Origin of the sequence: Hydrogenophaga crassostreae (assembly GCF_001761385.1) — a bacterium.
Classification (GTDB): Bacteria; Pseudomonadota; Gammaproteobacteria; order Burkholderiales; family Burkholderiaceae_C; genus Hydrogenophaga; species Hydrogenophaga crassostreae.
The window spans coordinates 771,221-794,259 of the sequence record NZ_CP017476.1 but is presented as its reverse complement, the minus strand read 5'-3'; the positions used below and the strand labels follow the sequence as shown (position 1 = coordinate 794,259).

The 23,039-nt window shown below is 59.7% G+C and carries 28 protein-coding genes; 3 read left to right on the top strand and 25 right to left on the bottom strand.

The window, feature by feature from the left end:
* Positions 1-54: 54 nt before the first annotated feature.
* The 22 genes from rpsD to LPB072_RS03730 form a co-directional block, all read right to left on the bottom strand.
* On the bottom strand, positions 55-678 hold the full coding sequence (gene rpsD / locus LPB072_RS03830) for a 30S ribosomal protein S4 (protein ID WP_066091824.1): 624 nt from the start codon (positions 676-678) through the stop codon (positions 55-57).
* A gap of 171 nt (positions 679-849) precedes the next feature.
* A complete protein-coding gene (gene rpsK, locus LPB072_RS03825; RefSeq protein WP_066091821.1) occupies positions 850-1,254 on the bottom strand; it encodes a 30S ribosomal protein S11 in 405 nt (134 codons plus the stop codon).
* 18 nt (positions 1,255-1,272) lie between these two features.
* A complete protein-coding gene (rpsM, locus tag LPB072_RS03820) occupies positions 1,273-1,638 on the bottom strand; it encodes a 30S ribosomal protein S13 (RefSeq protein WP_066091818.1) in 366 nt (121 codons plus the stop codon).
* 23 nt (positions 1,639-1,661) lie between these two features.
* Positions 1,662-1,775: a 50S ribosomal protein L36 gene (gene rpmJ / locus LPB072_RS22945; RefSeq protein WP_082876984.1), complete on the bottom strand. Its 114-nt coding sequence runs from the start codon at positions 1,773-1,775 to the stop codon at positions 1,662-1,664.
* Between the two features lie 47 nt (positions 1,776-1,822).
* Positions 1,823-3,130: a preprotein translocase subunit SecY gene (gene secY / locus LPB072_RS03815; RefSeq protein WP_066091815.1), complete on the bottom strand. Its 1,308-nt coding sequence runs from the start codon at positions 3,128-3,130 to the stop codon at positions 1,823-1,825.
* A gap of 20 nt (positions 3,131-3,150) precedes the next feature.
* Positions 3,151-3,585, bottom strand: a complete 435-nt coding sequence (gene rplO, locus LPB072_RS03810) for a 50S ribosomal protein L15 (protein ID WP_066091812.1) — start codon at positions 3,583-3,585, stop codon at positions 3,151-3,153.
* A 14-nt stretch (positions 3,586-3,599) separates the two neighbouring features.
* The gene (gene rpmD / locus LPB072_RS03805) at positions 3,600-3,782 is read right to left on the bottom strand and encodes a 50S ribosomal protein L30 (protein WP_066091808.1); all 183 of its coding nucleotides are present in this window, start codon (positions 3,780-3,782) and stop codon (positions 3,600-3,602) included.
* 14 nt (positions 3,783-3,796) lie between these two features.
* Positions 3,797-4,315 (bottom strand): 30S ribosomal protein S5, encoded by a 519-nt coding sequence (rpsE, locus tag LPB072_RS03800; protein ID WP_066091805.1) that lies wholly within the window; start codon positions 4,313-4,315, stop codon positions 3,797-3,799.
* 17 nt (positions 4,316-4,332) lie between these two features.
* Entirely contained in the window at positions 4,333-4,698 is a 366-nt protein-coding gene (gene rplR / locus LPB072_RS03795) for a 50S ribosomal protein L18 (protein ID WP_066091802.1), read from the bottom strand.
* 11 nt (positions 4,699-4,709) lie between these two features.
* A complete protein-coding gene (rplF, locus tag LPB072_RS03790; protein ID WP_066091798.1) occupies positions 4,710-5,243 on the bottom strand; it encodes a 50S ribosomal protein L6 in 534 nt (177 codons plus the stop codon).
* 25 nt (positions 5,244-5,268) lie between these two features.
* Entirely contained in the window at positions 5,269-5,664 is a 396-nt protein-coding gene (rpsH, locus tag LPB072_RS03785) for a 30S ribosomal protein S8 (protein WP_066091795.1), read from the bottom strand.
* 18 nt (positions 5,665-5,682) lie between these two features.
* Positions 5,683-5,988, bottom strand: coding sequence for a 30S ribosomal protein S14 (gene rpsN / locus LPB072_RS03780; protein ID WP_066091792.1), 306 nt, complete (start codon positions 5,986-5,988; stop codon positions 5,683-5,685).
* Between the two features lie 8 nt (positions 5,989-5,996).
* On the bottom strand, positions 5,997-6,536 hold the full coding sequence (gene rplE / locus LPB072_RS03775) for a 50S ribosomal protein L5 (RefSeq protein WP_066091789.1): 540 nt from the start codon (positions 6,534-6,536) through the stop codon (positions 5,997-5,999).
* Between the two features lie 2 nt (positions 6,537-6,538).
* Positions 6,539-6,859: a 50S ribosomal protein L24 gene (gene rplX, locus LPB072_RS03770; RefSeq protein WP_066091786.1), complete on the bottom strand. Its 321-nt coding sequence runs from the start codon at positions 6,857-6,859 to the stop codon at positions 6,539-6,541.
* A gap of 10 nt (positions 6,860-6,869) precedes the next feature.
* On the bottom strand, positions 6,870-7,238 hold the full coding sequence (gene rplN / locus LPB072_RS03765) for a 50S ribosomal protein L14 (protein ID WP_066091782.1): 369 nt from the start codon (positions 7,236-7,238) through the stop codon (positions 6,870-6,872).
* A 251-nt stretch (positions 7,239-7,489) separates the two neighbouring features.
* Positions 7,490-9,070 (bottom strand): glycerol-3-phosphate dehydrogenase/oxidase, encoded by a 1,581-nt coding sequence (locus LPB072_RS03760; protein WP_066091779.1) that lies wholly within the window; start codon positions 9,068-9,070, stop codon positions 7,490-7,492.
* A 69-nt stretch (positions 9,071-9,139) separates the two neighbouring features.
* Entirely contained in the window at positions 9,140-10,873 is a 1,734-nt protein-coding gene (locus LPB072_RS03755; RefSeq protein WP_066091777.1) for an ABC transporter substrate-binding protein, read from the bottom strand.
* A gap of 99 nt (positions 10,874-10,972) precedes the next feature.
* Positions 10,973-11,281, bottom strand: coding sequence for a DUF2160 domain-containing protein (locus tag LPB072_RS03750; protein ID WP_066091774.1), 309 nt, complete (start codon positions 11,279-11,281; stop codon positions 10,973-10,975).
* A 136-nt stretch (positions 11,282-11,417) separates the two neighbouring features.
* A complete protein-coding gene (locus tag LPB072_RS03745) occupies positions 11,418-12,227 on the bottom strand; it encodes a carbohydrate ABC transporter permease (protein ID WP_066091771.1) in 810 nt (269 codons plus the stop codon).
* A gap of 72 nt (positions 12,228-12,299) precedes the next feature.
* The gene (locus tag LPB072_RS03740) at positions 12,300-13,196 is read right to left on the bottom strand and encodes a carbohydrate ABC transporter permease (protein WP_066091768.1); all 897 of its coding nucleotides are present in this window, start codon (positions 13,194-13,196) and stop codon (positions 12,300-12,302) included.
* Positions 13,193-14,269, bottom strand: a complete 1,077-nt coding sequence (locus tag LPB072_RS03735) for an ABC transporter ATP-binding protein (protein ID WP_066091765.1) — start codon at positions 14,267-14,269, stop codon at positions 13,193-13,195. The genes LPB072_RS03740 and LPB072_RS03735 overlap by 4 nt, the downstream gene beginning before the upstream one ends.
* The gene (locus LPB072_RS03730; RefSeq protein WP_066091762.1) at positions 14,269-15,351 is read right to left on the bottom strand and encodes an ABC transporter ATP-binding protein; all 1,083 of its coding nucleotides are present in this window, start codon (positions 15,349-15,351) and stop codon (positions 14,269-14,271) included. The genes LPB072_RS03735 and LPB072_RS03730 overlap by 1 nt, the downstream gene beginning before the upstream one ends.
* 170 nt (positions 15,352-15,521) lie before the next feature.
* Between LPB072_RS03730 and LPB072_RS03725 the strand changes: the two genes are divergently transcribed.
* Genes LPB072_RS03725 through proC form a run of 3 tightly spaced genes read left to right on the top strand, consistent with a single transcriptional unit; the run spans position 15,522 to position 18,695 of the window.
* Positions 15,522-16,307, top strand: a complete 786-nt coding sequence (locus tag LPB072_RS03725; RefSeq protein WP_066091759.1) for a DeoR/GlpR family DNA-binding transcription regulator — start codon at positions 15,522-15,524, stop codon at positions 16,305-16,307.
* Positions 16,308-16,336: 29 nt separating this feature from the next.
* Entirely contained in the window at positions 16,337-17,833 is a 1,497-nt protein-coding gene (glpK, locus tag LPB072_RS03720; RefSeq protein ID WP_066091756.1) for a glycerol kinase GlpK, read from the top strand.
* Positions 17,834-17,861: 28 nt separating this feature from the next.
* Positions 17,862-18,695: a pyrroline-5-carboxylate reductase gene (gene proC, locus LPB072_RS03715; RefSeq protein ID WP_066091752.1), complete on the top strand. Its 834-nt coding sequence runs from the start codon at positions 17,862-17,864 to the stop codon at positions 18,693-18,695.
* A 126-nt stretch (positions 18,696-18,821) separates the two neighbouring features.
* Here proC and LPB072_RS03710 read toward each other — a convergent pair whose 3' ends face one another.
* Genes LPB072_RS03710 through recG form a run of 3 tightly spaced genes read right to left on the bottom strand, consistent with a single transcriptional unit; the run spans position 18,822 to position 22,999 of the window.
* Positions 18,822-19,781: a 4-hydroxybenzoate octaprenyltransferase gene (locus LPB072_RS03710; RefSeq protein ID WP_066091749.1), complete on the bottom strand. Its 960-nt coding sequence runs from the start codon at positions 19,779-19,781 to the stop codon at positions 18,822-18,824.
* Positions 19,778-20,737: a hydrogen peroxide-inducible genes activator gene (locus LPB072_RS03705; RefSeq protein WP_066092583.1), complete on the bottom strand. Its 960-nt coding sequence runs from the start codon at positions 20,735-20,737 to the stop codon at positions 19,778-19,780. The genes LPB072_RS03710 and LPB072_RS03705 overlap by 4 nt, the downstream gene beginning before the upstream one ends.
* A 51-nt stretch (positions 20,738-20,788) precedes the next feature.
* Positions 20,789-22,999, bottom strand: coding sequence for an ATP-dependent DNA helicase RecG (gene recG / locus LPB072_RS03700; protein WP_070263904.1), 2,211 nt, complete (start codon positions 22,997-22,999; stop codon positions 20,789-20,791).
* Positions 23,000-23,039 lie beyond the last annotated feature (40 nt).

Below are 23,039 nucleotides of genomic sequence, written 5' to 3'. Positions count from 1 at the left end.
ATAAGGCAGACGGAGCACGACCCGGCGACCCCCAATGGGTTGCCGGGAACGAAATTAACGGGAATACAGTTCGACGATCAACGACTCGTTGACGTCGGAAGCAAACTCGTCGCGATCAGGTGACTTCTTAAACACGCCTTCGGCTTTGTCAACAGCCACATCAACCCAGGCAGGGAAACCAATTTGCTTGGCCAACTCCAGCGCTTCGATCACGCGGACTTGTTTCTTGGACTTCTCGCGCACGGCGATCACATCACCGGCCTTCACTTGATAGGAAGGGATATTGACCGACTGCCCATTCACAGTGATGGCCTTGTGCGAGACGATCTGACGGGCTTCAGCACGGGTCGACGCGAAACCCATGCGGAACACGACGTTATCGAGGCGTGCTTCCAACAGGAACAAGAGGTTGGCGCCGGTGTTGCCACGGCGGCGATCGGCTTCGGCGAAGTAGCGGCGGAACTGGCGCTCCAGCACACCATAAGTGCGTTTGACTTTTTGTTTTTCGCGCAGTTGCAAACCGAAGTCTGACGTACGCTGACCGGAAGTGCGACCATGCTGGCCGGGCTTGGAGTCAAATTTGGCTTTGTCACTGATCGAACGACGGGCGCTCTTGAGCAACAGGTCAGAGCCTTCACGGCGTGAGAGTTTGGCCTTGGGGCCGAGGTAGCGTGCCACGTGGTTTTCCTTTTAAGTTCTACCGCAACCGGCCCAAAAATGCAGCCATTGCAGGAGCCGAGATCAGCAACGATTCGGCGGTGGGCTTAGCAAAAAATGCCACCGCAGGCAACTGCGGTGGCGCTCGAAAAAGCCTTTGATTATAGCGTGCTTTTGAGCACGCCATATCCATCAGATGCGGCGACGCTTCTGAGGACGGCAACCGTTGTGCGGAACAGGCGTCACATCGGCAATGGAGTTGATCCGGATGCCCAATGCGCCCAAGGCGCGCACCGACGATTCGCGACCAGGGCCTGGACCCTTGATCTCGACGTCGAGGTTCTTGATACCTTGCTCGATGGCCGCGCGGCCAGCAACTTCGGATGCCACCTGTGCGGCAAAAGGTGTCGACTTGCGCGAGCCTTTGAAACCTTGGCCACCCGATGAAGCCCAAGACAAAGCGTTGCCCTGGCGGTCGGTGATGGTGATGATGGTGTTGTTGAACGAAGCGTGCACGTGAGCAATACCGTCGGCAATGTTCTTGCGGACCTTTTTGCGAACGCGTGCGGAAGCTGCGCTGTTGGGTGACTTAGCCATGGAGATCCTTCAATCTGATTATTTCTTCAGCGACAGGGCCGCCTTGCGCGGGCCCTTGCGCGTACGCGCATTTGTCTTCGTACGCTGACCACGCAATGGCAGGCCACGGCGGTGACGGAACCCGCGGTAGCAGCCAATGTCCATCAAACGCTTGATGTTCATGGTGGTCTCGCGGCGCAGATCACCTTCGATCGTGAACAAGCCGACTTGATCGCGAATTTTCTCGAGATCTGCGTCGTCGAGATCTTTGATCTTCTTGGCGTAGTCAATGCCGCAAGCTTCGCAAATTTTGCGAGCGCGGGTGCGGCCAATGCCGAAGATTGCCGTCAAGCCGATTTCAGCGTGCTTGTGCGGCGGAATGTTGATGCCTGCAATACGAGCCATGATTTTCCTCTAGTCCTAACCGATCAGCCTTGACGCTGCTTGTGACGTGGATCCGTGCAGATAACCCGCACGATGCCATGACGCTTGATGACCTTACAGTTGCGGCACATCTTCTTTACCGAAGCTGAAACTCTCATAGTTTTCTCCTGGAAATTTCAATAATTCTTTACGCCACCCCAAGTCTTCAGGACTTGAAGTTGGCCTTTTTCAACAGCGATTCATACTGCTGAGACATCATGTAGTTCTGCACCTGGGCCATGAAATCCATCGTAACGACAACAATGATCAACAGAGAAGTACCGCCAAAGTAGAACGGCACGTTGTATTTCAAGATCAGGAACTCTGGCAGCAAACACACTGCTGTGATGTAGATCGCACCCACCATCGTCAATCGCAGCAATATCTTGTCGATATAGCGAGCGGTCTGATCACCAGGACGAATGCCTGGGATGAACGCACCACTTTTTTTCAAGTTGTCTGCCGTCTCCCGGCTGTTGAACACCAAAGCGGTGTAAAAAAAGCAGAAAAAGATAATGGCGGCCGCATACAAGGCCACATAGATTGGCTGACCTGGTGACAGAGCCGAAGCGATGTCACGCAACCAACGGGTTGAGTCACCGGTACTGACCCAACTCACCACAGTGGTCGGGAGCAGAATGATACTCGACGCGAAGATGGGTGGGATTACACCAGCCATGTTCAGCTTCAACGGAAGGTGAGATGACTGACCGCCATACACCTTATTACCCACCTGTCGACGGGCATAGTTGACCAAAATCTTGCGTTGCCCACGTTCGACGAACACCACAAAATAGGTCACCAGACCCACCAGAATCACGATGGCAATCGCTGCCAGAATATTCATGGCGCCGGTTCTCACCAGCTCAAGCAGTCCGCCAATGGCGTTTGGCAAGCCTGCAGCAATTCCAGCAAAGATCAAGATTGAAATGCCGTTGCCCAAACCGCGCTCGGTGATCTGTTCACCAAGCCACATCAAGAACATCGTACCGGCAACAAGACTGACCACCGCGGTCAAGCGGAACCACATGCCCGGCGCAATGACCAGCCCGGCCTGACTTTCCAGCGCAACAGCAATTCCCGTGGCCTGGAATACAGCCAACCCCAGCGTACCGTAGCGGGTGTAAGCGGTGATCTTTCGACGCCCAGCTTCACCCTCTTTCTTCAACTGCTCGAATGCCGGAACCACATAGGTCATCAATTGCATGATGATCGAAGCAGAAATGTAGGGCATGATGCCCAACGCGAACACCGTGAAGCGCGACAGAGCGCCGCCGGAGAACATGTTGAACAGGCTCAGAATACCTCCGGCCTGACCCTTGAACAGCTGCTCGAGCTGCGCAGGATCAATACCAGGCACCGGAATGTGTGCGCCAATTCGGTACACCACCAGTGCCAACAACAGGAACACCAGTCGACGATTGAGGTCGCCGAACTTGCCTGTCTTGGCGAGGGTTGGAGATGCAGTTGCCACAGGTTACCTTGTGCGTTTGATCAAGAAGCCAACGAGCCACCAGCAGCTTCGATGGCCTGCTTGGCGCCAGCGGTGGCGGTCACGTCTTTCAGGGTCACAGCACGGGTGATTTCACCCGTTTTGATGACTTTGACGCGCTTGGCAATGTTGGCAACCAGACCGGCTTGCTTCAACACAAGCATGTCGATTTCAGCGACAGCCAAGCCGTTCAAGTCGGTCAGCGTCACTTCGGCATTGAACTGAAGTTGGGCAGACTTGAAGCCACGCTTGGGCAAGCGACGCTGCATAGGCATTTGACCGCCTTCGAAGCCCACCTTGTGGTAGCCGCCGGTGCGCGATTTTTGGCCTTTATGGCCACGGCCAGCGGTTTTACCCAGGCCGGAGCCGATGCCACGACCCACGCGACGCTTGGCGTGCTTGGAGCCTTCAGAAGGCTTGATGGAATTGAGTTGCATGTCTGTCACTCCGATCAGAGTACTTTGACCAGGTAGCTGATCTTGTTGATCATGCCGCGAACTGCAGGGGTATCCTGCAGTTCACTGGTGCTGTTGACTTTGCGCAAACCCAGACCACGAACGGTGTCGCGGTGGGATTGCTTGGTACCGATTGGGCTGCGCACCAATTGGACCTTGACGGTGGTTTGAGTTGTCATGATCGTTCCTTGCCTCAACCGAGGATGTCCTCGACCGACTTACCGCGCTTGGCGGCCACGTCGGCAGGCGTGGTGGAGTTCTTCAAGGCGTCCAGCGTGGCTCGCACGAGGTTGTAAGGGTTGCTCGAGCCATGGCTTTTGGCCACGACATCGGTGATACCCACAACTTCGAACACAGCTCGCATCGGGCCGCCTGCAATGATGCCGGTACCTTTGGCAGCAGGCAGCATCATCACATTGGATGCGCCGTGCTCACCCTTCACGCTGTGGTGCAGCGATCCGTTTTTGATCGACACCTTGCTCATGTTGCGACGAGCGGCCTCCATGGCCTTCTGGACAGCAACGGGCACTTCACGCGCCTTGCCTTTGCCCATGCCAACGCGGCCATCGCCGTCACCGACCACGGTCAGCGCTGCGAAACCGAGGATGCGACCGCCCTTGACCACTTTGGTCACGCGGTTGATCGCGATCATCTTCTCGCGCAGACCGTCGTCGTTCGCTTCTTTGTTGATGTTTGCGGTAAATTTAGCCATTGTGTTTTCCCGTCTGATCAGAACTGCAGGCCGGCTTCACGAGCGGCATCTGCAAGGGCCTTGACCCGACCATGGTAAGCAAAGCCCGAACGGTCAAAAGCGACCTTTTCGATGCCTGCGGCTTTTGCCCGCTCAGCGATGCGCTTGCCGATCAGGGCCGCAGCAGCGGTGTTGCCACCCTTGCCAGCACCACCGATTTGGGTACGCATCTCGGCTTCGGCCGTTGAGGCCGATGCCAGCACACGGGAACCATCGTCGGAGATGACGGCGGCGTAGATGTGCAGGTTGGTGCGGTTCACGGTCAGGCGCACGGCGCTTTGTTGCGCAATACGGATACGCGTTTGACGCGCACGACGCAGACGTTGCTCTTTTTTCGTCAACATGATCCTGATCCTTATTTCTTCTTGGTTTCCTTGATCGTGACCTTCTCATCCGAATAACGGATGCCCTTGCCCTTGTAGGGCTCGGGAGGGCGCACTGCGCGCACTTCGGAAGCGATCTGGCCAACACGTTGACGGTCAGCACCTTTGATGACGATCTCGGTCGGGGTTGGGGTCTCGACCTTGATGCCAGCGGGCATGTCCATCACGACGGGGTGCGAATAGCCCACCGTCAAATTGAGCTTGGCGCCCTGCGCCTGAGCCTTGTAACCCACGCCGAGAAGCGTCAGTTTCTTTTCGAAACCTTTGCTCACGCCGTTGACCATGTTGTTCACCAGCTGACGCATGGTTCCAGACATGGCGTTGGCATCACGCGAGTCGTTGGCAGGCACAAAAGACAATGTGCCTGCGTTGTTTTCTACTTTGACCAAGGCGTTTTGCGCCAGAGCCAGGGCGCCCAGGGCACCCTTGACGTTGATCAAGTCGCTGTTGACAGCCACTTCGACCCCTGCGGGGACGGTGACTGGCTGTTTTCCAATACGTGACATTCAGTTTCTCCTCAATGTGCGCGCATCAGGCGACGTAGCACAAGACTTCACCACCGACACCGGTAGCACGAGCCTTGCGATCGGTCATCACACCCTGAGGCGTGGTGACGATCGCGACGCCCAGGCCATTCTGGACCTGAGGGATTGCGTTGCGGCCACGGTAGACGCGCAGGCCAGGACGGCTCACACGCTCGATGCGCTCGATCACGGGACGGCCAGCGTAGTACTTGAGAGAGATCTCAAGTTCATTCTTGCCGTCGGCGCTTTTGATCTGATATCCGTCGATATAACCTTCGTCTTTCAGGACTTGGGCTATCGCGGTTTTGACTTTGGATGCTGGCATCGACACGATGGTCTTCTCGACCATCTGCGCATTGCGAATGCGGGTCAACATGTCAGCAATAGGATCACTCATGCTCATTTGTGGTTCTCCTGGTGCTTACCAGCTGGCTTTGGTGATGCCGGGAATTTCACCGGCAAATGCCATTTCGCGTACCTTGGCGCGAGCCAGGCCGAATTGGGCGAATGTGCCACGCGGACGACCCGTGATCGCGCAGCGGTTGCGCTGACGCGTGGGGTTCGAGTTGCGGGGCAACTTTTGCAGCGCTTGACGAGCGGCATCGCGCTCTTCGTCACTGTGCTTGGCGCTCTTTGCGACCGCCTGCAGCTCTGCGTATTTCGTAGCAAACTTGGCAGCGAGTTTTTCGCGCTTGAGTTCACGTTGGAGTAGTGCTTGTTTAGCCACGCGTCACCTCAGTTCTTGAACGGGAAACGGAAACCGACCAGAAGAGCTTTCGCTTCTTCATCTGTTTTGGCGGTTGTCGTGATGCTGATGTTGAGGCCGCGCAAGGCATCTACCTTGTCGTACTCGATCTCAGGGAAAATGATCTGCTCTTTGACGCCGATGTTGTAGTTGCCACGGCCGTCAAAAGCCTTGCCGGAAATACCACGGAAGTCACGGACACGGGGCAAGGCCACGGTCACGAAACGATCCAGGAATTCGTACATGCGCTCGCCGCGCAGGGTCACCATGCAGCCAATGGGTTGCTCTTCGCGGATCTTGAAACCAGCGATGGCTTTTTTGGCCTTGGTCACCACAGGCTTCTGGCCAGCGATTTTGGTCAGGTCACCCACAGCGTGATCCATGACCTTCTTGTCGGCAACCGCCTCGCTCACACCCATGTTGAGCGTGATCTTGGTGATGCGGGGAACCTGCATCACTGACTTGTAGCCGAACTTTGTAACGAGTTCGGGAGCGATTTTGTCGCGGAATTGTTCGTACAGGCGTGTCATGTTCAGGCCACCTTGATTTCTTCGCCACTGGATTTGTAGACGCGCACTTTTTTGCCGTCAGCCAGTTGCTTGATACCGACGCGATCAGCTTTGCCCGTCGCGCCATTGAAAATGGCCACGTTGGACTGATGCAAAGGCATGGTTTTTTCAATGATGCCGCCAGTGATACCCTTCATCGGGTTTGGCTTGGCATGCTTTTTGACCACATTGACGCCTTCGACGAGCAATTTGCTGTCGTCCACGCGCTGCGCGACTTTGCCGCGCTTGCCCTTGTCACGGCCTGCGATCACGATGACTTCATCGCCACTGCGAATTTTGTTCATGATGAATTCCTCAAAGGACCTCTGGGGCCAATGACACGATCTTCATGAACTTTTCAGTGCGCAGCTCGCGCGTCACTGGTCCGAAGATGCGGGTGCCGATAGGCTCCAGCTTGGCGTTAAGCAACACTGCCGCGTTGCCGTCGAATTTGATCAGCGCGCCGTCTGGACGACGGATACCTTTGGCGGTGCGAACAACAACGGCGCTGTAAACTTCGCCCTTTTTGACGCGGCCACGTGGCGCTGCTTCTTTGATGGTGACCTTGATGACATCACCAACGCTGGCATAACGGCGCTTGGAGCCGCCCAGCACTTTGATGCACATCACGGACTTGGCACCCGTGTTGTCAGCAACATCGAGTCGAGTTTGCGTTTGGATCATTTTGAATTAAGTCCCAACTTGAATCCCCCCAACCAACACGGCTGGGAGTGATCAGTCTTGGGCCCGTAGTTGCTGGCCGGGCGGCTCTTCACAAGTAAAGAACTGCTTCGGCCCACTTCGATGGGCAAGATTGCTCCGCTTGTTACGGCGAAGCCCCAGATTATGGCACAGTTTCATTCCCTGTGCAAATTCTTTGCTCGGAAATGCCATTTGACGCCGGATTTTTTTCCCCGGTTGCCTAATCTGGCGGCCTAGCCGGGCAGGTAGTGCTCACAGAGCTTCAGAAATTCGGTCAGCCGAGGGTTGTCAACGCCTTCGCTTTGCATGATGGCCGCTACTGCGGCGCCCATGGATGAGGCTACCTTGGCGTCGAGAAACAACACGCGCCATCGCCTGGCTAACACATCTTCTACTGTGTAGGCGTACTCCTCCCGGACCGCATAGCGCACCATGGCCTCGGTCAGCCCCATGCCCAAAACGTTCTCATGGCCTGGACAGGTTTCGACTGCGGCCATTTCTGTTCCGTACAAGTGCACGCCTGGCCCTGCAAAAATCGGGGAAGGCGGTGCGTTTTTGCCTGGCGCGCCCAACAACCGGTGGTTTTTCGTGTTGGCACTCGGTCGGGTCGACAGCAGTCCCTTGTCGAAGCACTTGTTCAATACATCTTCGGCCATCGCACGGTAGGTCGTCCATTTGCCCCCCGTGACGGTGAGCAAGCCGTTGGGGTCGACCACGATGGTGTGTTCTCTGGAGATGGTTTTGGTACCCCCCTCTTCCGTTCTGGGTGGTGCAACCAGGGGGCGCAATCCGACCCAGATGCTGCGTATGTCGGCTCGAGTCACCGGGCGGCTCAAGACATGGGCGGCTTCGCTCAAGATGAATTCGAGCTCTTCAGCGAATGCACCGGGCTCTCGGGGAATGTCTTTGCGCGGTGTATCGGTGGTACCCAGAATGAGCTTGCCCATCCAGGGCACGGCGAACAGCACACGCCCGTCACGGGTCTTGGGCATCAGCAAAGCATGATTCCCTGGCATGAAGTCCCGGTCGACCACCACATGCACGCCCTGACTCGGGCTGACCATCTGCGACGGGACTGCGCCCGGTACGCCGGCCATGGCCTTGTTGCGCAGCGCGTCAACCCATACCCCGGTCGCATTCACCACACAGTTAGCGCTCACTGTTGCTGTATCGCCACTTAGACGGTCAATGATATCAATTTCAGAAGGGTCGCTTCTGCCATCTTTACGGATGCCCATGCGCAAGGCGGTGACTTCTGCGTAGTTCAATACTGTGGCACCCGCCACTTTCGCCGTGCGAGCCAAGGCCAGTGCCAGCCGCGCATCGTCGAACTGGCCGTCCCAGTACTTCACGCCGCCCTTGAGTCCCGCAGCCTTGAGCCCGGGCAACGCGGCCAGTGTCTGTTGCGCATTCAGAAACTCGGTTCGACCCAATCCCGCTTTCCCCGCCATCAGGTCGTAGAGCTTGAGCCCCAGACCATAGAAAGGGCTCTGCCACCATTGGTAAGAGGGCATCACAAAGGGCAGTGGCTGCGCCAGGTGCGGTGCGTTTCGCAGCACCGTCGATCGCTCTGCCAGGGCTTCACGCACCAGCGCCACGTTGCCTTGAGCCAGATACCGCACGCCGCCGTGCAGCAACTTGGTCGCTCTGGAAGAGGTGCCGCCAGCGAAATCGTGAGATTCGAGCAGGACCACAGAAAACCCTCGCAGCGCCGCATCCAATGCCACGCCCAACCCTGTTGCCCCCCCGCCGATCACAGCGAGGTCGTAGGTTTGGTCGGTATTCAGGGATTGGAAATGGGCTGCGCGAGACATAAGAATATTTGAGGCCCCTGCGCCGTTCAGCACAGGGGCGGTTGAAACAACTAACCTAGTTACCGGAGATCAACGAACGCGACCGGCCTTCCAGGCATTGAGCAGTTGCTCGTAGGCGATGGTCTCGCCTTTGGGCTTCTCGTTGGCCAGTTTCTTCCAAGGGGCGGCCTTGTCGCTCAGGTACTTGTTGGGGTCTCCCTTGGGGTTGAGCTTGGGCGCACAGCGGTCCATGCCTGCACGCTCCAGACGGGCCATCACCTGGTCCATCTGCTCTGCGAGATTGTCCATGGCCTGCTGAGGTGTCTTCTCTGCCGTCACAGCCTGAGCCACGTTTTGCCACCAGAGCTGGGCCAGCTTGGGATAATCAGGCACGTTGGTACCGGTGGGTGTCCAGGCCACACGTGCTGGGCTGCGGTAAAACTCAACCAATCCACCCAGCTTCGGCGCCATATCGGTCATGGCCTGGCTCTGGATATCGGATTCGCGAATAGGCGTCAAACCGACGATGGTCTTTTTCAGGCTGGTCGTCTTGGCGGTCACGAACTGCGCATACAACCAGGCGGCGGCCGTGCGGTCGGCGTCATGCTTGGCGAAGAAGGTCCAGCTCCCCACGTCTTGGTAGCCGTTTTGCATGCCCTGCTTCCAATATGGCCCATTTGGACCAGGCGCCATGCGCCACTTCGGCGTGCCATCGGCGTTGACCACCGGCAGACCGGGCTTGATCATGCCTGCTGTGAAAGCGGTGTACCAGAAGATTTGCTGAGCGATCTGGCCCTGCGCAGGCACAGGACCCGCTTCACCAAAGGTCATGCCGATGGCTTCCTTGGGCGAGTATTTTTTCATCCAGTCGATGTACTTGGTCAGCGCATAGACGGCGGCAGGCGAGTTGGTGGCGCCGCCGCGGGAAACGCTGGCGCCCTGCGGATTGCAGCCATCAGCCGATGCGCGAATACCCCACTCATCGACAGGTTTGCCGTTGGGAATGCCGATATCGGCTGTACCGGCCATGGATAACCATGCGTCGGTGAAGCGCCAGCCCAGCGACGGGTCTTTTTTGCCGTAATCCATGTGTCCATAGATAGGCTTGCCGTCGATGTTTTTCACATCATCGGTAAAGAACTCGGCAATGTCTTCGTACGCGCTCCAGTTCTGCGGCACGCCCAACTCGTAACCGTATTTGGCTTTGAACTTGTCCTTCAGGTCCTGGCGGGCGAACAGGTCGGCGCGGAACCAGTACAGGTTGGCAAACTGTTGATCAGGCAACTGGTACAGCTTGCCATCTGGCGCCGTGGTGAAGCTGGTACCGATGAAATCCTTGATGTCGATGCCTGGGTTGGTCCACTCTTTCCCCTTGCCGGCCATGTAATCGGTCAGGTTCATGACCTTGCCGTAGCGGTAGTGGGTGCCGATCAGATCGGAGTCTGTGATCCAGCCGTCGTAAATCGACTTGCCGGACTGCATGGAGGTCTGGAGCTTTTCGACGACATCGCCCTCCTGGATCAGGTCGTGCTTGACCTTGATGCCTGTGATTTCTTCAAAGGCTTTGGCCAGGGTCTTGCTCTCGTAGACGTGGGTATCGATGGTCTCGGAAACCACCGATATTTCATTGACACCCTTACCCTTGAGCTTGGCCGCAGCATCGATGAACCATTTCATCTCTGCGGCCTGTTGGTCTTTGCTCAGCGTCGAAGGCTGAAACTCGGTGTCGATCCACTTTTTGGCTGCAGCCGCGTCGGCCCAGGCCAAATTCGTGCTGAACGCAGCGATGGCTGCGACAGCGAGTGCTGTATGGCGAAATTTCATGTTGTCTCCTCTGGCAATTCGCTTCCCCGGTTTGTTCAGAATGGATCGGCCCCGGGGAAGCAAAGGGCCGGATTCCGCAACGTGTTCACGGCAGACGGATCACCCTTTTCGCAAGGCAATAACCAGCCACACCATCGATACGACAAAACTGATCCAGATGGAGGGCTCTTGCTCCAATGACATCCATTCGGTGATCCAGCCCGCCATGCCGACAAAGGCGAGATTGATGTACGCGGCGCCCAGCAATCCCATGAACAGTCGGTCGCCCCGCGTGGTCGCGATAGGCAAAAACCCTTTGCGCATGACAGTAGGAGATTTGATTTCCCAGACGGTCATGCCGATCAGCATCAAGGCGATGCAAGTAAAGAATACGGCGACGGGCAACGTCCATGCCATCCAGTTAAACATGGCTCCCCCCGCGCACCTGTGGTGCTCCCCCCCAGGGGGACGACGCTGGCGGCCGGACAAAGCCCGTTCCGCGGCGTCCTGAGTTCTGCACGGTTTCGATGAAATGTCATGGTGTGCTCCTGATTTTTTGGTGTGCTCATACTCGCCCCATGGCAAAGCCCTTGGCGATGTAGTTCCGCACAAACCAGATCACAATGGCGCCGGGCACGATGGTCAGCATGCCGGCCGCGGCAAGGGTGGCCCAGTCCATGCCTGAAGCGCTCACGGTGCGGGTCATCGTCGCCACAATGGGCTTGGCGTTGACACTGGTCAGCGTGCGGGCCAGCAGCAATTCGACCCAACTGAACATGAAGGCGAAGAAGGCGGTAACACCCACCCCCGCCTTGATCAAAGGCAGAAAGATGGTGATGAAAAAGCGCGGAAAGCTGTAGCCGTCGATGTAGGCGGTTTCGTCGATTTCACGCGGAATGCCCGACATGAACCCTTCAAGAATCCAGACGGCCAGGGGCACGCTGAACAACAGGTGCGCCAGCGCGACGGCGAGGTGGGTGTCCATCAAACCGACCGTGGTGTACAACTGAAAAAACGGCAGCAAAAATACGGCTGGCGGTGTCATTCGGTTGGTCAGCAACCAGAAAAACACCTGCTTGTCTCCCAGAAAGCTGTAACGGGAAAACGCATAGGCGGCAGGCAAGGCCACCGTGATGGTGATCACCACGTTGATCGCCACATAAATCAGGCTGTTGATGTAGCCCGAATACCAGCTCTCATCGGTGAAGATCAGCTTGTAGTTTTCCCAGGTGAAATGCTCTGGCAACAAGCTGAAACTCGAAACGATCTCCTCGTTGGTCTTGAAGCTCATGTTGAACATCCAGTAGATGGGCAACAAGGCAAAGATCAAGTAGGCAATCAGGAAGATCGTGCGCTTTTGAAACCTGGGCTTCATGTTGTCCCCTTTCGCGCTGCGCGCGTTTTCCCTGCGGAGGAGTGGTCTGCCTTGAGTCGGCTCGGCTTCAGATCAACCATGACCAGCTCCTTCTTTTTCGGCCTGGCCGAGTCGCTGCATCCAGTTGTAGAGCACGAAGCAGAACAGCAGGATGATGAAAAAATAGATCAGAGAAAATGCTGCAGCGGGCCCTAGATCAAACTGCCCGACGGCTTTTTGTGTGAGGTACTGGCTCAGGAACGTGGTCGAGTTGCCTGGCCCACCGCCCGTGAGCACAAAGGGCTCGGTGTAAATCATGAAACTGTCCATGAAGCGCAGCAGGACGGCAATCATCAACACGCCACGCATCTTTGGCAACTGGATGTAGCGGAACACCGCGAATTTGCTGGCCCCATCAATGCGGGCGGCCTGGTAATAGGCATCAGGAATGCTGCGAAGGCCTGCATAAGCGAGCAGGGCCACCAGAGGCGTCCAGTGCCACACATCCATCAACAACACCGTCAACCACGCATGGGTGGTATTGCCCGTGTAGCTGTATTCGATCCCCAGCGCTTGAAGCGTGACACCCATCAGGCCAATGTCGGTACGACCGAAGATCTGCCAGATCGTGCCAACCACGTTCAAGGGAATAAGCAGCGACAAGGCCACCACCACCAAGGTCACCGATGCTTTCCAACCGGATGCAGGCATGGACAGCCCGAGCATGATGCCCAGCGGCAACTCCACAGCCAAAACGGCGGCGGAAAACCTCAACTGGTTCCAGAGGGCGGCGTGAAGATCTTCGTCGCGCATCACGGCAGCAAACCACTCGGTACCCACAAACACGCGGCGATCGGGCGAGATGATGTCTTGCACCGAATAATTCACCACGGTCATCAAAGGCAAGATGGCAGAAAAGGCCACGCAGATGAGCACCGGCAGGATCAGGAACCAGGCTTTCTGGTTCACGGGTTTGTTTTGAACACTCATGGCACGAGCTCCTCGTTTTTGTAGAAGCAGGTGTTTTCACCCAGCAATTGAAGACCCACGGTTTCGCCCACTTCTGGCGGAGTCACATCGGGCGCGAGCCGCACCTTGAGCGGCGAGCCCGAGGCATCGCAACTCACCAGCCAGTAGGTACCGATGTCTTGAACCTGGCGAACTACCGCCTTCAAGGCACCAGGCGCACCAGGTGCATCCAGCAACAGGTATTCGGGACGGATACCCAAAGTCAACTCACCTTCAGGCAAACGGCGTCCGGCCCCGGCTGGCAAGCGGGCACCGGCCAGTTCCAGCGCGTCGCCGCGCACCGTGACGGGCATGAAGTTCATGCCCGGCGAGCCAATGAAATGGCCGACAAAAGTGTGCGCCGGGCGATCGAACAGCGCCTCGGGCGTACCCATCTGAACCACCTTGCCACGCGTCATGACCACCACCTGATCGGCAAAGGTCAACGCCTCGACCTGGTCATGGGTCACATAGATCAGCGTGAGCTTCAGCTCATGGTGAATCTGCTTGAGCTTGCGGCGCAACTGCCACTTCAGATGCGGATCGATCACAGTCAGCGGCTCGTCAAACAAGACCGCCGAGACATCGGGCCGCACCAAACCACGCCCTAGCGAAATCTTCTGTTTCTGATCGGCGCTGAGCCCGGCAGCGGCCATGTCGAGCTGATGGCTCATCTCCAGCATTTCCGCGATTTGACCGACCCGCTGCTTGATCTGGTCGGCCGGCACCTTGCGGTTTTTCAGGGGGAAGGCGAGGTTCTCCGCGACCGTCATGGTGTCGTAGATCACAGGAAACTGGAACACCTGCGCGATGTTGCGCTCTTGCGGCGTGGCGCGCGTCAGGTCTTGCCCATCAAACAGCACCTTGCCATGGGAAGGAACCACCAGACCCGACATGATGTTGAGCATGGTCGTCTTGCCGCAGCCCGACGGCCCGAGCAGGGCATAGGCGCCGCCGTCTTCAAACGTCATCTTCAGTGGCAACAGCGCGTAATCGCTGTCTGACTGGGGGTCAGCCTTATATGAATGCGCCAGGTCAAGTTCAATTTTGGCCATCAGCGGGGCCCTCCCGTGCGCTCTGGCGCCAAAACCAACGCACCCGCGGCGTCAAACACATAGACCTGCGTCGGGCTCACATGAAGGCTGATCGGCGAACCCAGATGAAAGTTGTGCACGCCTGTGAGTTGCGCGACGAGGTCGCCCACAGGGGTATGGGCATGAACAAACGTATCCGAGCCCGAAATTTCGGCGAGATCGACCGTGCCATTGATCACCAGATCACCCTCGCGACCCTTGACCCGCAGCGCGCTGGCGCGCACCCCGACAGTCAGCTCACGTCCGCTCGCTGCAGACAACTGCAATGGAATCAGCGGGCCACCAGTCAACTGAGCCCCACCATCGGCCGCTTGTGCAGGCAGGAGGTTCATCGGGGGATCACTGAAGGCGCGTGCCACGCGAATCGATTCGGGGCGATGAAACACCTCTGCCGTCGGTCCGTATTGCAACAGCTCGCCGGCGTCCATCACGGCCGTGTAGCCGCCCAAGAGAAGGGCTTCGGCGGGCTCGGTGGTGGCGTAGACCACGGTGGCTTCACCGTTGGCAAAGAGCTGGGAGAGCTCTTCGCGCAGCTCTTCGCGCAGCTTGTAGTCCAGGTTCACCAAGGGCTCATCAAGCAACATCAGCGGCGCCGCCTTGGCCAGTGCGCGGGCCAGGGCCACGCGCTGCTGCTGACCGCCGGAGAGTTCGGCAGGCAGGCGTTCCAGAAAGACGTCGATATGCAGCTTTTCGGCAAGCGCCCGCACCTTTCCTTTCAGGGCATCGCCTTTCTCGCCGCGCAATTTGAGCGGGGAAGCGATGTTGTGGAACACGTTCATCGAAGGGTAGTTGATGAACTGCTGGTACACCATGGCCACATTGCGTTCGCGCACAGGCACTCCCGTCACATCTGCGCCATCCACCATCACGCGTCCCGACGTAGGCACATCGAGCCCGGCCATCAAGCGCATCAGGCTGGTTTTTCCCGCCTGGGTCGCACCCAGCAACACAGTCACCGCCCCTGGCACCAAGGTAAGGGACTGGGGGTAAAGGTGAACCGAAGGCCCCACTTTTTTGCCCACGCGCTCCAAAGTCAGCTGCATTGATATTCCAGACAAAAGTCACACATCAGCCCCTGCCAAACCGCAAAGGCTTTTCGTTTGCATGATTCTATTGTTCGTTTATGTTCTTATTTGTTCGGTATTTACCCTTAGGGCCGAGGTTTATTTTTCCGTTATGTTCGAGTAAATCCAGAAACCGCTTTGACGACGACATGAACCTTGCTCCCCGCCACACCCAACTTCTGGACGAAGTGCGCGCTCACGGCCCGCAAACCATTGAAGCCCTGGCCGAGCGCTTTGGCGTCACGCTGCAAACGGTTCGCCGCGATGTACAGCGTCTGGCCGAAGCCGGTTTGCTGTCGCGCTTTCACGGCGGGGTTCGACTGCCCGTGTCCACCACGCAAAACATCGCTTACCGCCAGCGCCAGGCGATGCTGGCCGAGGCCAAAACCGGCATCGCCCGCGCCATTGCACAGCGAGTGCCCAATGGCTGCTCACTCATCCTCAACATCGGTACCACCATCGAAGCTGTGGCCCACGAGCTGTTGCACCACCGTGGCCTGCGCGTGATCACCAACAACCTGCACATTGCTGCCGTGCTCAGCACCAACCCGGACTGCGAAGTGATTGTGGCCGGGGGTTTGGTTCGCGCGAGTGACCAGGGCATCGTGGGCGAAGCCACCATCGATTTCATGCGCCAGTTCAAGGCCGATATCGGCCTGATCGGCATCAGCGGCATTGAGGCCGACGGCACGTTGCGCGACTTCGATTACCGCGAAGTCAAGGTCGCTCGCACCATCATCGAGCAATCGCGCGAAGTCTGGCTCGCCGCAGACCACAGCAAGTTCAACCGCCCGGCCATGGTAGAGCTGGCGCGGCTGGACGAGATTGATGTGGTGTTCACCGACGCCGCGCCTCCCGAGCCGTTTGGCGAATTGATGGCGCAAGGCGACGTGCAGTGCGTGGTCGCTGGCGAGGCCGATCCAGCCGACGCTTGACACCTCAACACACAACCCCAGGAAATCCCATGAGTGACTATTTGCTGGCCCTGGACCAGGGCACCTCCAGTTCCCGCAGCATCGTTTTTGACCGCACCGGCCGCGTGGTGGCCATGGCGCAGCAGGAGTTTCCCCAGATCTACCCCCAACCCGGGTGGGTCGAACACGAGCCCCAGGCGCTTTGGACCACCCAGCTCGCTACTGCGCGCCAGGCTTTGAAAAAAGCCGGTCTGAGCGCTTCAGCCATTCGCGCCATCGGCATCACCAACCAGCGCGAAACCACGCTGGTCTGGAACCGGAAAACGGGTGAACCCATTCACAACGCCATCGTCTGGCAAGACCGCCGGGCGGAAGCGACCTGCGTCGAGCTGCGTGACCGCGGCCTCACCGATACCGTGTTGCAGAAAACCGGTTTGCGCATCGACGCCTACTTTTCGGCCACCAAACTGGCCTGGTTGCTGGACAACGTGACAGGCGCGCGCGAGCAGGCCGAGCGCGGCGAGCTCGCCTTCGGCACGGTCGACAGCTGGTTGATCTGGAAACTCACTGGCGGTGCCCAGCACGTGACCGACCACAGCAACGCCGCACGCACCATGCTGTTCAACATCCACGACCAACGCTGGGACGGCGAGCTGCTTGATGCCCTCCGCATCCCCGCCAGCATGATGCCGAAATCCCTGCCCTCAAGCGCCGATTTTGGCCTGACCCAAGCCGAATGGCTGGGCGCGCCACTCACCATTGGCGGGGTGGCCGGCGACCAGCAAAGCGCCCTCTTCGGCCAGGCCTGCTTCTCGGCTGGCATGGCGAAAAACACCTACGGCACCGGCTGCTTCATGCTGATGCACACCGGCGAACGCTTCCAGATCAGCGAGAACGGCCTCATCACCACCGCCGCGGCGCAGCCCCCCGGCCGGCCCCAATACGCACTCGAAGGCAGCGTGTTCATCGGCGGCGCGGTGATTCAGTGGCTGCGCGACGGCCTCAACGCCATCCAGTCCAGCAGCGAGGTGCAGGCCCTGGCCGAGAGCGTTCCCGACACCGGTGGCGTGGTGCTGGTACCCGCCTTCACCGGCCTGGGCGCGCCCTATTGGCAGCCCGATACCCGCGGCAGCCTGACCGGCCTCACCCGCGGCACCACCGTGGCCCACATCGCGCGCGCCGCGCTGGAAAGCATCGCTTTCCAGAGCACCGCGCTGCTTGCCGCCATGAGCCGCGATGCGGTCTCGGCCGGTGGCGTGGAAGTGCAGGAATTGCGGGTGGACGGCGGCGCCTGCGTCAATGACTTGTTGATGCAGTTCCAGGCTGACTTGCTGGGCATCCCGGTGGTTCGCCCTGCTGTGATCGAAACCACTGCCCTGGGCGCGGCCTATCTCGCGGGGTTGCATACCGGTCTGTACCAAGGGCTGGACGAACTCTCGGCCCAATGGCGCGCCGAACGCACATTTGAGCCGCAGATGGCGCGCGAAGAGGCCGCCGAAAAGATGGGCCGCTGGGAACACGCCGTGCGCCAAACCGTCGCGACCTAGCTGAGTGCAGGCGCGGCACAATGGTGCCATGAACACAGCAAACCCAACCTCACCCCTCATCAGTTTCATTGGCGGCGGCAACATGGCCAGCGCCATCATCGGCGGCCTGATTGCCCAGGGCCATCCCGTCAGCGCCCTGCAGGTGGTCGAGCCCTGGGACGAGCAACGCGCCCGCCTCGCCCAGCAGTTCCCTGGCATGCCCGTGGCGCCCGCCGCCAGCGAAGCATTGAAGGCATCCGACCTGGTGGTCTGGGCGGTGAAGCCGCAAGCCTTCAAAGAAGTGACAGCAGTCACCTGTCCCTTCATCGGCGAAACACTGCACCTCAGCGTGGCCGCCGGCATCACCAGCGACAGCATGGCCCACTGGTTGGGCAGCGAACGCATCGTGCGCGCCATGCCCAATACGCCAGCGCTTTTGGGTTTGGGCATGACCGGCCTGTTTGCTCGCGCCGCCGCTACGCAAGCGGATCGCCAACTGGTCGACACCGTGGTCAAGGCGACCGGTGACTTCGTGTGGGTCGACGACGAAAAGCAACTGGACGCGGTGACCGCCCTCTCGGGCTCCGGCCCGGCTTACGTCTACTACTTCCTGGAAGCCATGCGCGACGCAGGCACCGAGATGGGCCTGCCTCCCGAACTCGCTCAGCGCCTGGCCATGGGAACCTTCGCCGGCGCCACCGCTCTGGCGCAGCAGTCCGGCGAGCCACTGCAGACGATGCGCGAGCGCGTGACCTCCAAAGGCGGCACCACCCACGCGGCGCTCACCTCGATGGAAGCCAGCGACATCAAGGCCCTTTTTCAGAAAGCCATGCTGGCCGCGCAGAATCGCGCGGAAGAACTGGGCAAAGAGTTTGGAGGGTGATGGACCACCCCTGAGCCAGTTTTCAGCGCGCCACCCCATCAAAGGATGGGTATCTCGAGCGGCCCGGTAAAACCGGCTCCGTCGTGATCGCTGAAAAGGACCCGCGCGCAAGCGCCTTAGTCCGGCTCAAACCCCCAGAACCACCCCCAGGAACACCGTAAACCCCAGCCAGTGGTTCAAGCGGAAGGCCTTGAAGCAGCCATCGCGGGCGCGGTCTTTGATGAGGTGGTGGTGCCAGGCCACCTGGGCCAGCGCCACGGTCAGCATCGCGCCCCACACCCAGGGGTTGACCCGGTCCCACAGCATGGCGGTCCAGATGCCGAGCGACACCAGATAGAAACCGATCACCGCAGGCACATCGGCATTACCCAGCGTGATGGCCGAAGTTTTCATGCCGATCTTGAGGTCGTCGTCGCGGTCGACCATGGCGTATTCGGTGTCGTAGGCCAACACCCAGAACAGATTGGCCACCATCAACGACCAGGCGAGCGTTGGCACGCTGTGCCACACGGCCGACCAGAAGCCGCGCTGCCCCCAACGGGTGGCGTCACTGAAAAACTCCCAGACCGGACCACCATTCACCGCCGAAAACGCCATGGGGATGCCAAAACTGAAAGCCACACCCAACACCGCCTGCGGCATCGACACATGGCGTTTGGCGTAGGGATACACAACCGCGAGACCCAGGCCGGCAAACGACCAGACGATGGTGGCGACGTTGGTGGTGAGCACCAGCAGGAACGCCACAAAAGCCAACGCGGCGCCGACCAGAAGCGCTTCTTTCACGCCAACGCGCCCGCTGGTTACCGGACGCTGCGCTGTGCGTTTCACGTGCAGGTCGAACTCTCGATCGGCCACGTCGTTCACGCAACAACCCGCGCTGCGCATCAGGATGGTGCCCAGCAGAAACACCAGCGCCAGGTGCAGCCCGGGAAAGCCGTCGGCAGCGATCCACAGAGCGGCCAGCGATGGCCAGAGCAGCAACAGCCAGCCTGCCGGTCGGTTCCAGCGGATCAGATCGAGGTAGAGGGCCAGGCGGGAAGGCGCAGGCTCAGGGGAACGGGGCGCAGTGGTCGAATTCATCATGTCAATCTCTTCACGCCGGGCAACTCGCAGGCGTAGATGGCGTTGCGCAATTCGGCGATGGCCTCAAAGCGCGTGAAGCTGCGCCGCCAGGCCAGCACCACGCGGCGCGTCGGCGCCTCGCCGTCAAACGGCAGATAGCGCACGAAGGACGAATCACCAAAATCCTGATCGGCAGCCGGGCTACCGTCCAGCGCCGAGCCCGGCACCGAAAGTCGAGGTACCAGGGTCACGCCCATGCCGGCGGCCACCATGTGTTTGATGGTCTCCAAGGAAGACCCCTCGAAGCTCTTGCGGATGCCTTCGGTGTCGTTGGAAAAACGCGCGAACTCGGGGCAAACCTCAAGCACATGGTCGCGGAAGCAATGTCCGGTACCGAGCAGCAGCATGGTTTCTTTCTTGAGTTGCTCGGAAGTGATTGTCTTTTGCTGGGCCAACGGATGCGCCACTGGCACAGCCGCCAGAAACGGCTCGTCGTACAGCGGCGCCATGGCCAGGTTAGCGTCGGGAAACGGCTCCGCCAGAATCGCGCAATCGATCTCGCCCAAACGCAACTGTTCCAGCAGCTTGACGGTGAAATTTTCCTGCAGCATCAGCGGCATCTGCGGCGTGCGTTCGATCACCTGTCGCACCAGATTAGGCAGCAAATACGGCCCGATCGTGTAGATCACGCCCAGCTTCAATGGCCCGGCCAGCGGGTCTTTGCCACGCTTGGCGATCTCCTTGATCGAAGCGGCCTGCTCCAACACCGTTTGCGCTTGGCGCACGATCTCTTCACCCAGCGGCGTGATCGCAATCTCACTGGCATTGCGCTCAAAGATCTTCAGCTCCAGCTCTTCTTCCAGCTTCTTGATCGCCACAGACAAGGTGGGTTGCGACACAAAACAAGCTTCGGCGGCTTTGCCAAAGTGCTTTTCGCGCGCCACGGCCACGATGTATTTGAGTTCGGTGAGGGTCATGGGTGTATTTTGCTCCCCCCGCGCCGCAGGCTGCGCGGGGGTGGGGCACATCTAGGCCTTCAGAAACTCCGCCTTGCTGCCCAGCCAGCGGGCGGCGTGTTTCTCGGCGGCTTCCGGGTACCGCGCCAGCATCTGCACCGCCGCCTCGCGGGCCCAGGCCAGCAGGTGGCCGTCGGTCGCCAGATCGGCAAAACGCAGCATCGCGGCGCCCGATTGGCGGGAGCCCATGAATTCGCCGGGGCCGCGGATTTCGAGGTCGCGGCGGGCGATTTCGAAACCGTCGTTGGTTTCGCTCATGGCTTTCAGGCGTTCGCGTGCCGTTTCGCTCAGGCGACCGCCGTCGGGCGGCGAATAGATCAACACACACGCTGAAGCCGCTGCGCCCCGCCCTACCCGTCCGCGCAACTGGTGCAGCTGGCTGAGGCCAAAACGCTCGGCGTGTTCAATGACCATCAGCGAAGCATTGGGCACGTCCACGCCGACTTCGATCACCGTGGTTGACACCAGCAGGCCCATGTGGCCCGCCTTGAACATGTCCATCACCGCCTTTTTCTCAGGCGAGGTCATGCGCGAATGCAGCAGGCCCACCAACACGCCGGGCAACGCTTCGCTCAGGTCGGCATGGGTTTGCGTGGCGTTGGACAAATCCAGCGCCTCGCTTTCTTCGATCAGCGGGCAGACCCAATACACCTGTCGTCCCTCGGCCACTTGTGCGCCGATGCGTTCAACGACCTCATCGCGCCGCTGGTCCGACATGACCTTGGTGACAATGGGTGTGCGCCCTGGCGGCAGTTCGTCGATGGTGGAGACGTCGAGGTCGGCGTAGTAGCTCATGGCCAGCGTGCGGGGAATCGGCGTGGCGGTCATCATCAGGAGGTGGGGCTCCCCCCCATCGCTTGCGCGATTCGCGTCGCCGCTCCGCCCCTCGAGGGGCAACGCTGGCGGGCCGGCGAAGCCGGACCGACGGCGTTCTGGGGCCTGCGTTTCCTCGAATGCGCCCGGCCCCATCTTCGATCGCAGCGCCAGCCGCTGCGCCACGCCAAACCGGTGCTGCTCGTCAATGATGGCCAGGGCCAGGTTCTGGAATTGCACCTGGTCCTGGATCACGGCGTGGGTGCCCACGACAAGGGCCGCTTCGCCGCTGGCGATCAGGGCCAGCATTTCGGTGCGCTGTTTCTTTTTCTGGCTGCCGGTGAGCCAGGCCACGCGTTTGCCCAGCGGGGTGAGCAGCGGCTCCAGCCAGCCGATGAGTTTGGAGAAGTGTTGCTCGGCCAGGATTTCGGTAGGGGCCATCAGTGCGCATTGCCAGCCGGCATCCATGGCAATCGCCGCGGCGAGCGCTGCGACCACGGTTTTGCCGGAGCCCACATCGCCTTGCAACAGCCGGTGCATGGGCACGGGACGCGCCAGATCGCTGGCGATTTCATCGCCCACGCGGCGTTGTGCCGCTGTCAACGCAAACGGCAACACCGCCAGCAACTGCTCATGCAAACCGCCCGGCTTGGCCCTCAACGCTGGTGCCCGCAACGCATCGCGCTCGCGCTTGGCCACCAACTGGGACAACTGCTGCGCCAGCAGCTCTTCGGCCTTTAGCCGCTGCCAGGCCGGGTGGGTGCGGTCTTCCAGCGCATGCAGCGACACATCGGGACCGGGCTGGTGCAGGTAGCGCAGGGCATCGCGCAGGGTGAACAGCGGCCCTTCCGCGTTTTGCACCACGGCTTCCAGGCTGCGCAGCAGTTCGGAAGGCAAGGTCTCGGACAAGTCGGCCCGCCGCAAGCCGCCGGCCACGGCTTTGCGCAAATACGCCTGCGGCAGCTGCGCACTCGTCGGGTAAACGGGGGTGAGCGCGTCGGGCAGCTCGCCGCCGGCAGCGTGGAACGAGGGATGCATCATGGTCCGCCCCATGAAGCCGCCGCGCACTTCACCGCGCACGCGAATCCGGGCGCCCTCGACCAAGGCCTTCTGGTGCGAGGGATAGAAGCTGAAAAAACGCAGGGTGCAGGTGTCGCTGCCATCATCGAGCGTCACCAGCAGCTGGCGGCGCGGCCGGAAGGTGATTTCGCAGTTGGTGACCATGCCTTCGACCTGCACGGTCTGGCCTTCCCGTGCTTCGGTCAATCTGACGATGCGGGTCTCGTCTTCGTATCGCAGCGGCAGGTGCAAAGCCAGGTCGATGTCGCGCACCAGCCCCAGCTTGCGCAGGGCTTTTTGGGGCGCGGAGAGCGCCGGGGCAGCGGTTTTTCCGACGGCTGGGGCAGACATGCGCCCATTGTGCCCGGCGATTTCCCCTGAATGTGCTGCG

What these genes read in the sequence shown, in the direction of transcription:
- rpsK (WP_066091821.1), bottom strand. Translation starts at nt 1,254, where the DNA reads ATGGCTAAGTCACCCAACAGCGCAGCTTCCGCACGCGTTCGCAAAAAG.
- rpsM (WP_066091818.1), bottom strand. Translation starts at nt 1,638, where the DNA reads ATGGCTCGTATTGCAGGCATCAACATTCCGCCGCACAAGCACGCTGAA.
- rpmJ (WP_082876984.1), bottom strand. Translation starts at nt 1,775, where the DNA reads ATGAGAGTTTCAGCTTCGGTAAAGAAGATGTGCCGCAACTGTAAGGTC.
- rplO (WP_066091812.1), bottom strand. Translation starts at nt 3,585, where the DNA reads ATGCAACTCAATTCCATCAAGCCTTCTGAAGGCTCCAAGCACGCCAAG.
- rpmD (WP_066091808.1), bottom strand. Translation starts at nt 3,782, where the DNA reads ATGACAACTCAAACCACCGTCAAGGTCCAATTGGTGCGCAGCCCAATC.
- rpsE (WP_066091805.1), bottom strand. Translation starts at nt 4,315, where the DNA reads ATGGCTAAATTTACCGCAAACATCAACAAAGAAGCGAACGACGACGGT.
- rplR (WP_066091802.1), bottom strand. Translation starts at nt 4,698, where the DNA reads ATGTTGACGAAAAAAGAGCAACGTCTGCGTCGTGCGCGTCAAACGCGT.
- rplF (WP_066091798.1), bottom strand. Translation starts at nt 5,243, where the DNA reads ATGTCACGTATTGGAAAACAGCCAGTCACCGTCCCCGCAGGGGTCGAA.
- rpsH (WP_066091795.1), bottom strand. Translation starts at nt 5,664, where the DNA reads ATGAGCATGAGTGATCCTATTGCTGACATGTTGACCCGCATTCGCAAT.
- rplE (WP_066091789.1), bottom strand. Translation starts at nt 6,536, where the DNA reads ATGACACGCCTGTACGAACAATTCCGCGACAAAATCGCTCCCGAACTC.
- rplX (WP_066091786.1), bottom strand. Translation starts at nt 6,859, where the DNA reads ATGAACAAAATTCGCAGTGGCGATGAAGTCATCGTGATCGCAGGCCGT.
- rplN (WP_066091782.1), bottom strand. Translation starts at nt 7,238, where the DNA reads ATGATCCAAACGCAAACTCGACTCGATGTTGCTGACAACACGGGTGCC.
- LPB072_RS03760 (WP_066091779.1), bottom strand. Translation starts at nt 9,070, where the DNA reads ATGTCTCGCGCAGCCCATTTCCAATCCCTGAATACCGACCAAACCTAC.
- LPB072_RS03755 (WP_066091777.1), bottom strand. Translation starts at nt 10,873, where the DNA reads ATGAAATTTCGCCATACAGCACTCGCTGTCGCAGCCATCGCTGCGTTC.
- LPB072_RS03750 (WP_066091774.1), bottom strand. Translation starts at nt 11,281, where the DNA reads ATGTTTAACTGGATGGCATGGACGTTGCCCGTCGCCGTATTCTTTACT.
- LPB072_RS03745 (WP_066091771.1), bottom strand. Translation starts at nt 12,227, where the DNA reads ATGAAGCCCAGGTTTCAAAAGCGCACGATCTTCCTGATTGCCTACTTG.
- LPB072_RS03740 (WP_066091768.1), bottom strand. Translation starts at nt 13,196, where the DNA reads ATGAGTGTTCAAAACAAACCCGTGAACCAGAAAGCCTGGTTCCTGATC.
- LPB072_RS03735 (WP_066091765.1), bottom strand. Translation starts at nt 14,269, where the DNA reads ATGGCCAAAATTGAACTTGACCTGGCGCATTCATATAAGGCTGACCCC.
- LPB072_RS03730 (WP_066091762.1), bottom strand. Translation starts at nt 15,351, where the DNA reads ATGCAGCTGACTTTGGAGCGCGTGGGCAAAAAAGTGGGGCCTTCGGTT.
- LPB072_RS03725 (WP_066091759.1), top strand. Translation starts at nt 15,522, where the DNA reads ATGAACCTTGCTCCCCGCCACACCCAACTTCTGGACGAAGTGCGCGCT.
- glpK (WP_066091756.1), top strand. Translation starts at nt 16,337, where the DNA reads ATGAGTGACTATTTGCTGGCCCTGGACCAGGGCACCTCCAGTTCCCGC.
- proC (WP_066091752.1), top strand. Translation starts at nt 17,862, where the DNA reads ATGAACACAGCAAACCCAACCTCACCCCTCATCAGTTTCATTGGCGGC.
- LPB072_RS03710 (WP_066091749.1), bottom strand. Translation starts at nt 19,781, where the DNA reads ATGATGAATTCGACCACTGCGCCCCGTTCCCCTGAGCCTGCGCCTTCC.
- LPB072_RS03705 (WP_066092583.1), bottom strand. Translation starts at nt 20,737, where the DNA reads ATGACCCTCACCGAACTCAAATACATCGTGGCCGTGGCGCGCGAAAAG.
- recG (WP_070263904.1), bottom strand. Translation starts at nt 22,999, where the DNA reads ATGTCTGCCCCAGCCGTCGGAAAAACCGCTGCCCCGGCGCTCTCCGCG.